This window comes from Streptomyces atratus, from assembly GCF_900119365.1.
Taxonomy (GTDB): domain Bacteria; phylum Actinomycetota; class Actinomycetes; order Streptomycetales; family Streptomycetaceae; genus Streptomyces; species Streptomyces atratus_B.
Genome location: NZ_FPJO01000068.1, coordinates 1 through 9,157, shown reverse-complemented (window position 1 = coordinate 9,157; position 9,157 = coordinate 1). Strand labels below are relative to the sequence as shown.

Genomic DNA, 9,157 nt, shown 5'->3' with positions numbered 1-9,157 from the left:
GCCGACGGCCGGCCCGACACCAGCCGAACCGTCACCCACCTCGACGTCACCATCCTCGAACCCGTGGATCAGTCACCCGTGCCGCCCACAGCCTCCCGGGACGACCGGCACGCCGCCCCCGCCGCACGGCGCCGACACCGCATCCTGGCCCTGCTCCAGGAAGAACCCACGCGCCTGTGGCAGCCCCGTGAAATCGCCGACCGCTTCGGTGACGTCACCCTGGAGACCATGTACAGACAACTGAACCGGTGGGCCGTCAGCGGCCTCATCCACAAACTCGGCCCCGGCCTCTACGCCGCAACACCATGGTCCCCAGGCCCTCTTGCATGACCTGCGAAAACGTTAACTACCCGGCCTTGGGGAAAGCCCCTGCCCCTGTCAACGAGCTTGCGGAGCATTGCGGATCTCCTGGGTCGTTGGAGGCAAGTCAGCGTCCGGGTGGTACTCGAAATGCCACCACTCGTTGTCGTAGATGCGGTAGAGGTCGTAGCGGGCACCGTGTTCCTCGAGCCAGCGCGCGCCTTCGTACGGGCGCACATCCAGCGCGGTGCCCTTGACGTGCCTGGATTCCGCCGGTGGCAGCACGAGCATCCGGGCCGCGGCCAGTGAGCCGACGCGGCGCACCTCCTGGTCGAACAACCGTTGCTGGACGAGGGGATCGCGGTATCCCGAGGTGAGGCCGATGAGTTGCCCGTGGCGCCAGAGAGCCCCGGCGCGTGCGGCGGTGAACGCCGCCCTGGCACCGTCGGTGAGCCCGGTGAGATCCTCGGCAGGAAAACGGATCCCCAACGCCCAGTCGCAGGCCAGTTCACGGGCGCGGCCGGGATTGCGGACGAACGCAACCGGGAGCAGGAGCACGGCGAGCACCACCGCAAGTACGGCGAACAGCCGGTCACGGGGCCGAGGCGGGATAATGTGTGGTTCGTTCATACCTCCAGTCGAGGGGGCATGACGTTGTCAGCCCGTATCCAGTTTTCGATATGCCGACGATATGCACCGGCTCGTAGCATGAGGCCATGCGTGTTTTAGTCGTTGAGGACGAGCCATACATGGCAGAGGCCATCCGCGATGGGCTGCGCCTGGAGGCGATCGCGGCCGACATCGCCGGGGACGGTGATACCGCTCTGGAACTGCTGAGCATCAACACTTACGCCATCGCCGTCCTCGACCGGGACATCCCCGGACCTACCGGTGACGAGATCGCCCAACGCATCGTCGCCTCCGGCGGCGGCATGCCGATCCTCATGCTGACCGCTGCCGACCGGCTCGACGACAAGGCCAGCGGGTTCGAGCTCGGCGCTGACGACTACCTCACCAAGCCCTTCGAACTCCGAGAACTCGTGCTCAGGCTCAGAGCACTCGACCGCAGGAGCGCCCACAACAGACCACCTGTGCGAGAGATCGCAGGCTTGCGTGTGGATCCGTTCCGCCGCGAGGTCTACCGCGAAGGCCGCTACATCGCGCTCACCAGGAAGCAGTTCGCTACGCTCGAAGTCCTCGTCGCTGCCGAAGGCGGTGTCATCAGCGCAGAAGAGTTGCTGGAGCGAGCGTGGGATGGGAACGCAGATCCGTTCACCAACGCGGTGCGCATCACGGTCTCGGCCTTGCGTAAACGCCTCGGCGAGCCCTGGCTGATCACCACCGTGGCCGGGGTCGGTTACCGCATCGACACAGGACCGAACGCCGATGACCAGGAAGCGGAGCGTGGATAGGCGTCAAGGGTTGAGTGTCCGCCTCAAGCTCACCCTCAGCTACGCCGCATTCCTCGAGATCGCGGGCGCCCTGCTGCTCGCCGCCGTGTGGATGTTTCTTCTGCGAGGAAGGTCGGACAGCCTGAGCGTCCCTGATCGGACCGACTTCCTACGCGTCTTCGACCCAAGCAATTTTGGACCGGTCGTCTTCATCCCGGCGGGAATCCTAGTGCTGGCGTTCCTGTTGATGTTCGGTCTCGTGGGCGGGTGGATTCTGGCCGGCCGGATGCTCACCCCGCTGATTCGCATCACCGACGCCACACGCAGGGTGGCGAACAATGGACCGCTCTCCCACCGGATCCGCCTACCGGGTCGCCGAGATGAGTTCCGCGAACTCGCCGACTCCTTCGACGTCATGCTCGCGCAGCTCGAAGCCCACGTCGCCGAACAGCAGCGATTCGCGGCCAATGCCTCTCATGAACTGCGCACTCCGCTGGCGGTCACTCAGGCGCTTCTCGACGTGGCCCGCAACGATCCGAACCGCGACACCGGCGAGCTTGTCGAGCGCCTCCGCGTGATCAACACCCGGGCCATCGACCTCACTGAAGCATTGCTCCTGCTCAGCCGCGCCAACCAGCGGTCATTCACCAGGGAACACGTCGACCTGTCCCTCATGGCGGAAGAAGCCACGGAAACGCTCCTCCCTTTGGCGGAAAAGCATGGCGTCACCATCGAAACCACCGGCGACATGAGCATCACCATCGGCTCTCAGGCGCTCCTGCTGCAGATGATCACGAACCTGCTGCACAACGCGATCGGCCACAACCTGCCTGAACAGGGCATCGTATGGGTGAATACCAGCATCCACCCCAACTCTGTTGTGCTCGTTGTCGAGAACACCGGCGAGAAGCTCACCTCAGAGCTGGCGTCGACGCTCACCGAGCCATTCCAGCGCGGCACCGAACGCTTGCACTCCGACCACGCAGGTGTCGGCCTCGGCCTGGCAATCGTCAAAAGCATCACCCGAGCACACGACGGAACCCTCACCCTCACCCCCCGCCCCGCTGGCGGGCTCCGCGTCACGGTGCGACTGCCCGCCGCGTCAGCGCACACACAAGAAGATGGCGATCAGGCCTGACGAAGGTCCGGATCTCAGAGGGCTGTTGTTGGTGCGTCTCGCCCGTTGTCCGCTAGCTGATAGCGATCACGAACCGAGGAAGATCGGACTTGACGTCCACTGACATCAAGCCGACATCGTGTCCGGAGCCAGCCCGCGGTGGCTCAGCACCCGGCGCTCCAGCGGGCCGAAGACGCCCACGTCGATCGCGGTGCCCAGCGCCAGGATCAGTACCACCGCGGCCAGTACGAGGCTGAAGTCATGCTGGTTGCGGCCCTCGTCGAGCATGCGGCCGATCCCGGGCAGCTGGGTCGAGGTGATCAGTTCGGCGGTCATCGGCGCACGCCAGCCGAAGGTCCACCCCTGCTTCAATGCCACGACGCAGCCGGGCAGGGCGGCAGGCAGCAGGATATGGGTCGCGGTGGCGCGCCCGGTGGCGCCCATCGTGCGGGCGGCGCGGAGCAGTTGTGGTGGGATCTGCCGCACGGCCGACAGTATGCCGACGGCGATCGAAGGTACGGCGCCCAGGAGCACTACCGCGTACACCGCAGACTCGGACTCTCCCAGCGCTATCACGGCGACCGGCACCAGCGCCGCTGCGGGGAGCGACTGCAGGGCTCCGAGGACCGGGCCGACCGTGGTGCGCAGTGGTCCGATACGCGCCAGCAGCAATCCAAGCAGGATGCCGATCACCGCCGACGCCATGAAACCGAACAAGCAGCGCGCCAGGCTATGGCCGAGAGCGGGCAGCAGCGTGCCTGCTCTCCAGGCGGCGCCGAGGTCGTCAGCTACCTCGGCCGGCGCCGGAAGGGTGTCGGAGAAGCCGAGAAGGTAGGCCGCCTGCCAGAGCGCCAGGACCAGGGTGACGGCCAGCAGCGGTGGCGCAGCCTGGGCAGCGGTGCGACGGGGCCACCTCCGTGCCGCGGGCACCTGCTGCGCCTCCAGGGTGTCGAGGCCCGCCGCGAAGGCAGTGGATTCAGGTGCAGGCATGGCGGATGATCTCCTGGTGCAGGCTTGCGGTGATCTCCCGGGTCAGGGTGGTGACATCGGCGTCCTCGATCCGGCGCGGATGCGGGATGTCCACTTCCCAGGAGCGGGCGATACGACCGGGTCGAGAAGAGAGCAGGATCACCCGCCCGCCGAGACGCACCGCTTCGCGGACGTTGTGTGTAACGAACAGCACCGTAAGCTTCCGTTCCTCCCAGATGCGGGTCAGCTCCCCGTGCAGCAGGTCGCGGGTGATGGCATCGAGGGCGGCGAATGGCTCGTCCATGAGCAGCACCTTGCTTTCCTGGGCCAGGGCGCGGGCCAGAGCGACGCGTTGGCGCATACCGCCGGAGAGCTGGTGAATCCGCTTGTCGTAGGCCTCCGAGAGGTGGACCATCCGCGGCAGCTCGGCCGCCCGGGTGCGCCACGCACTGCGATCCACACCGGCAAAGCGCAAGGCGAGTTCGACGTTGCGCCCGGCGGTCAGCCAGGGGAGCAGTGCGTGGTCCTGGAACATCAGCGCGGGACGGCCGGGCGCGAGCACCGTGCCGTGCGTTGGCAGCTCGAGGCCAGCCACCAGGTTCAGCAGCGTTGACTTCCCGCAGCCCGAGGCACCGAGCAAGCAGGTGAACTCGCCCGGCGCCAGGTGCAGATCGATGTTCTGGAGGACCGGGCTGTCGTCGTAGACCTTCGACACCTGCTCCAGGTGGACCTCCGCCGACGTCACCGCCTCCACCCGAGGGAGTGGGCCGCCATGCCAGCAGTGAGCGTGGCGCCGTCGGCCGGATCTATCAGGATGAACGATCCGGTGCGGCGGGAAGCGGCGTAGTCATCCACTGGGACCGGCTCCGCGGTGCGGAGCACCACTTCACCGATGTCGTTGACCATGAGTCGCTCCGGGTGCGGATGCTGGGACAGGTCGTCCAGGTTGAGCCGGGAGTCGATGGCCTTGACCTTGGCGGCGACCGTACGCGTGCCGTGTCGCAGCAGCACTCGGTCGCCTGCGGTGAGCGGCGTGTCCGTGAGGTGGCACACCGTGGCGGTGATCTCGTTGGTCAGCGTGGGCAGCTGGTCGGACGGGGCAATCACGTCGCCACGGGAGGCGTCCAGGTCGTCTGCGAGGCGCATCGTAATCGACTGCGGAGCCCAGGCGATCTCGGCGGCCTCGCCGAGGATGTCGATCGCGGCGATCGTGGTGGTGCGTCCCGACGGCAGAACGGTGACCTGCTGGCCGACGTGGAAGAGACCGGATGCGATCTTTCCGGCGTAGCCGCGGTAGTCCGGGTGCTCTGCGGTCTGCGGCCGGATGACGTACTGGACGGGGAAACGGGCCACTCGACGGCGCGGGTCGTGGTCGATACGCACGGACTCCAGGTGCTCCAGCACGGTGGGACCGGCAAACCAGCTCATCCGGGCGCTGGGCTCGACGACGTTGTCGCCATTGAGTGCGGAGATGGGGATGGCCGTCACCGCGGGCACACCTAAGCGGGTGGCGTAGTCGACGAAGTTCGCGGCGACCGAAGCGAAGACACCCTCGTCGTACGCGACCAGGTCCCTTGTTGACGGCGAGGGCCACATGCGGGATGCGCAACAGGCCGGCGATGGCGGCGTGCCGACGGGTCTGCTCCACCACGCCGGTACGGGCGTCGATCAAGATGATCGCGAGTTCGGCCGTGGAGGCGCCGGTGACCATGTTGCGGGTGTACTGCACGTGGCCGGGGGTGTCCGCCAGGATGAAGCGCCGGACAGCGGTGGCGAAGTAGCGGTAGGCGACATCGATGGTGATGCCCTGTTCGCGCTCGGCGCGCAGGCCGTCCGTGAGCAGCGCCAGGTCCAGGCCCTGCTTACCGCGACTCATCGAGGCGCGCTCGATGGCGTGGAGCTGGTCGGCGAGGACCGACTTGGAATCGTGCAGCAGCCGACCGACCAGAGTGGACTTGCCGTCGTCCACGCTTCCGGCGGTGACCAGGCGCAGAAGTGAGATGCTGTTCATGGGTTAGAAGTAGCCTTCGCGTTAGCGATCTTCCATCGCAGTCTCCGAGAGGCGATCGTCGGCGCGGGTGGCTCCGCGCTCGGTCAGCCGGGAGGCGGCGATCTCGGTCACGATCTTTTCGACGGTGTCGGCACGGGAGTCGACGGCACCGGTGCAGGACATGTCGCCGACAGTGCGATAGCGGACGAGGCGGGTCTCGGCGGTCTCGCCGCGCTTCGGGCCACCCCAGTCGCCGGCGGCCAGCCACATGTCGTCGCGGCGGAACACCTCACGCTTGTGCGCGTAATAGATCGACGGGAGTTCGATCTCCTCACGGGCGATGTACTGCCAGATGTCCGTGCTCGAACTACTCGCCGTCGAACTCCGGGACGCGATGGGCCTGGCGGGCTGCGAGTCGGTGCACGCGGCCGGTCGGCTGAGCACGAGGGGGCTCCGGTATGGCTGATGCTCCGCGGGAGGGGTCCGGCGGCGACAGCGCCCTCCGGCCACGACGGCGAAAGGTGGTGCTGCTGGCGTTCGGCATGTGATGCCTCGGGAATGTCCGCCCCCGCTGTCACGAGGCGGTCAAGCTGCGTTCATGGTGTCCGTTCATACCCGCGAAAGGTGAGATCGATGACCGCGTCACAGATAAGGCCGGTGTTCCGTAGCAAGCTCAGGACTTGGGGCTGGATGTACCGATGACTACCACTATCGCGCCGGCTGTGGACCCTTCCGTCCTCACCGGACTAACCGAGATCACCAGGTTCGCGGGTGTCGGGACCGCGGTTTCCGACACGTCCTACTCTCAATCCGAGCTGCTCGAAATCCTCGACATCGAGGATCCCAGGGTCCGATCGGTCTTCCTGAACAGCGCGATTGATCGGCGCTTTCTCGCGCTTCCGCAGGAGGGCCCCGGTGGAGTGCGTGTAGCGGAACCCCAGGTTGATCTCCTGGACAAACACAAGAAGATCGCCGTTGACATGGGGTGCCGGGCGCTCGAGGCCTGCCTGAAGTCGGCGGGAGCGACACTTTCGGACCTGCGTCACCTGTGCTGCGTCACCTCGACCGGCTACCTGACTCCCGGCCTGAGCGCATTGATCATCCGTGAACTCGGCATAGACCCGCATTGCAGCCGTTCGGACATTGTGGGCATGGGATGCAACGCGGGTCTGAACGCGCTCAACATGGTCGCGGGCTGGTCCGCGGCGCACCCAGGTGAGCTCGGCGTCGTCCTGTGCAGCGAGGCATGCTCCGCTGCATACGCTCTGGACGGCACGATGCGGACCGCGGTCGTCAACAGCCTGTTCGGCGACGGATCCGCCGCCCTCGCCGTCGTCTCCGGTGATGGGCGGGTGCCCGGTCCACGCGTGCTGAAGTCCGCGAGCTACATCATCACCGACGCGATCGAGGCGATGCGCTACGAATGGGACCGGGACCAGGACCGGTTCAGCTTCTTCCTCGATCCGCAGATTCCCTACGTGGTCGGTGCACACGCTGAGATCGTCGTCGACAGGCTGGTGTCCGGTACGGGGCTGCGCCGCAGCGACATCAGCCATTGGTTGGTGCACTCCGGCGGCAAGAAGGTGATCGACGCCGTCGTGGTCAATCTCGGCCTGAGCCGGCATGACGTCCGGCATACCACCGGTGTGCTCCGCGATTACGGAAATCTCTCCAGCGGCTCCTTCCTCTTCTCCTACGAGCGACTCGTCGAAGAGGACGTCGCTCGGCCTGGCGACTACGGAGTGCTGATGACCATGGGGCCCGGCTCCTCGATCGAAACGGCGTTGATCCAGTGGTGATGCGTGGGGAAACGGATGGCGAACTGATGCTGCACTTGGACGGCACTCGGCCGCTGTCGGCCGCGTCGGTCGAGGAGATGGATGACCTCTGCGACCGCGCCGAGGACCATCGGGAATCCGGCCCGGTCACCGTCCACGTCACGGGTGTCCCACCAGCCGGCTGGTGGACGGAGCTGACAGTCGGCGTGGTCTCCAAATGGGAACGGGTGGTGCGCCGGTTCGAACGGCTCGGCCGGCTCACGGTCGCGGTGGCGTCGGGCGACTGCGCCGGAACGGCGCTGGACGTCCTCCTCGCCGCCGACGTCCGGATCGTCGCTCCTGGCACCCGGTTGCTGCCCTCCTGGGCAGGCGGTGCCACCTGGCCGGGGATGACCGTGCACCGGCTCACCCATCAGGCCGGTACGGCAGGCATCCGGCGGGCCGTGCTGCTCGGGGTCCCGATCGAGGCGGACCGCGCGCTCGCGCTCAACCTGGTCGACGAGGTGACCGAGGACCCGGCGACGACACTGGCCTACCTGGCCGAGGCGGCCGGTGCCGTGGACGGCACGGAGTTGGCGATTCGCAGGCAGCTGATTTTCGAAGCCGGCTCGACGACCTTCGAGGACGCGCTCGGTAGGCACCTCGCTGCCTGCGACCGCACCCTGCGCTGAACGGGACCGTCCGCATGACGATCGCGAGCAGACTTCCGAGCGGTCTCGCCGCCGCCGGGGGGCGCTGCACAAGGCGGCCGAGCGGGTCGACGACCTGCTCGCCGTCCTGCCCGAGCCCACTCAACGGACCCCCGGCCAGCGGGCCGAGGCCGCCGCCGCCCAGGACGAGGTGCGCCGATTGCGCGAGCGGTTCCTGGCCGACCACGTCGAGGAGGTGTACGCCCGGCTCACCGGCGGCCGGAGCCTGCGGATCGAAGCCCTGGTCACGGAGGCCGCCGAGGTCTTCCTCAGCCTGCCCGCCGCCAAGGAGGGCAACATCCCGGGTGTCGCGAACTTCCGCCTCACCCGGTCGGTCGGCCCGCGCGCTGCCCGGCAGGTGATCCTCGGCGGCCGACGGCTGTGGGCGAGCGAGCCGGACGCCCGTCTGATCGTCGACGAGGTCGCCGAACCTGCCGACCTGGACGCTGCGATCGAACGGGCCTTGGAACGGCTGGGCGGGGAAGCGGTGCTCGCCAACCGTCGGATGCTGAATCTGTCCGAAGAGCCGCCCGAGGAGTTCCGCCGCTACATGGCAGAGTTCGCGCTCCAGCAAGCGCTGCGACTGTACGGCGCCGACGTCATCGACAAGGTGGGCCGGTTCGCCGCGAGGCGGACATGAACCGCATCCGGCCCAACTGTGGGGCATCCGCTCCCTGTTGCGCATGCAGCAGCCGTCCAGTCCGCGCACAGCGGCCCTCGACCTGATGTGGCGTGCGACCAGGGCGCGACGCCGACTGATCCCTGGCTGATCTCTGTCTGATCCGTCACTGACGACAGCCTTTGGCCCCCGACTCAGGGAGAGCTCATGGGCCTTGTCCCCGATGAGTGGACACCTGTTCGTATCGTTATGCGGCGAGTGTCAGGGTAGCTGACTGTTGCTCGTAGGCGATCGGTGCCTGCTG

At 67.2% G+C, this 9,157-nt stretch carries 9 protein-coding genes and 2 pseudogenes; 6 read left to right on the top strand and 5 right to left on the bottom strand.

From position 1 onward, the window contains the following. On the top strand, positions 1-330 hold a 330-nt coding region (locus tag BT364_RS38385; protein WP_143166628.1), incomplete at its 5' end, for a helix-turn-helix domain-containing protein. 48 nt (positions 331-378) lie between these two features. Here the strand turns inward: BT364_RS38385 and vanY-N are convergent. Next, positions 379-930, bottom strand: a complete 552-nt coding sequence (vanY-N, locus tag BT364_RS38380; RefSeq protein ID WP_072489756.1) for a D,D-peptidase/D,D-carboxypeptidase VanY-N — start codon at positions 928-930, stop codon at positions 379-381. Positions 931-1,016: 86 nt separating this feature from the next. Here vanY-N and BT364_RS38375 point away from each other — a divergent pair, with 86 nt between their 5' ends. Continuing rightward, the gene (locus BT364_RS38375; protein ID WP_072489755.1) at positions 1,017-1,712 is read left to right on the top strand and encodes a response regulator transcription factor; all 696 of its coding nucleotides are present in this window, start codon (positions 1,017-1,019) and stop codon (positions 1,710-1,712) included. Next, complete coding sequence (locus tag BT364_RS38370) at positions 1,687-2,829, top strand: sensor histidine kinase (RefSeq protein ID WP_305729125.1); 1,143 nt, start codon at positions 1,687-1,689, stop codon at positions 2,827-2,829. The genes BT364_RS38375 and BT364_RS38370 overlap by 26 nt, the downstream gene beginning before the upstream one ends. Positions 2,830-2,934: 105 nt before the next feature. Here the strand turns inward: BT364_RS38370 and BT364_RS38365 are convergent, their stop codons facing one another. The 4 genes and pseudogenes from BT364_RS38365 to BT364_RS38350 form a co-directional block, all read right to left on the bottom strand. Then, positions 2,935-3,798, bottom strand: coding sequence for an ABC transporter permease (locus BT364_RS38365; protein WP_072489753.1), 864 nt, complete (start codon positions 3,796-3,798; stop codon positions 2,935-2,937). Next, entirely contained in the window at positions 3,785-4,531 is a 747-nt protein-coding gene (locus BT364_RS38360; protein WP_079179865.1) for an ABC transporter ATP-binding protein, read from the bottom strand. The genes BT364_RS38365 and BT364_RS38360 overlap by 14 nt, the downstream gene beginning before the upstream one ends. After that, positions 4,519-5,788: pseudogene (locus BT364_RS38355) on the bottom strand (sulfate adenylyltransferase subunit 1). The gene BT364_RS38360 and the pseudogene BT364_RS38355 overlap by 13 nt, the downstream one beginning before the upstream one ends. 21 nt (positions 5,789-5,809) lie before the next feature. After that, a pseudogene (locus BT364_RS38350) lies at positions 5,810-6,124 on the bottom strand (phosphoadenosine phosphosulfate reductase domain-containing protein); the annotation flags it as partial. Positions 6,125-6,465: 341 nt separating this feature from the next. Between BT364_RS38350 and dpgA the strand changes: the two are divergent. The 3 genes from dpgA to BT364_RS38335 all read left to right on the top strand — a co-directional run bounded on the left by dpgA (position 6,466) and on the right by BT364_RS38335 (position 8,874). Continuing rightward, positions 6,466-7,566 carry a 3,5-dihydroxyphenylacetyl-CoA synthase DpgA gene (dpgA, locus tag BT364_RS38345; RefSeq protein WP_072489751.1) on the top strand — a complete coding sequence of 367 codons (1,101 nt, stop codon included), beginning with the start codon at positions 6,466-6,468 and terminating at the stop codon, positions 7,564-7,566. 26 nt (positions 7,567-7,592) lie between these two features. Then, the gene (gene dpgB / locus BT364_RS38340) at positions 7,593-8,216 is read left to right on the top strand and encodes an enoyl-CoA-hydratase DpgB (RefSeq protein WP_256260427.1); all 624 of its coding nucleotides are present in this window, start codon (positions 7,593-7,595) and stop codon (positions 8,214-8,216) included. Between the two features lie 178 nt (positions 8,217-8,394). Beyond that, entirely contained in the window at positions 8,395-8,874 is a 480-nt protein-coding gene (locus tag BT364_RS38335; protein WP_218172489.1) for a Clp protease/crotonase-like domain-containing protein, read from the top strand. Positions 8,875-9,157: the final 283 nt, after the last annotated feature.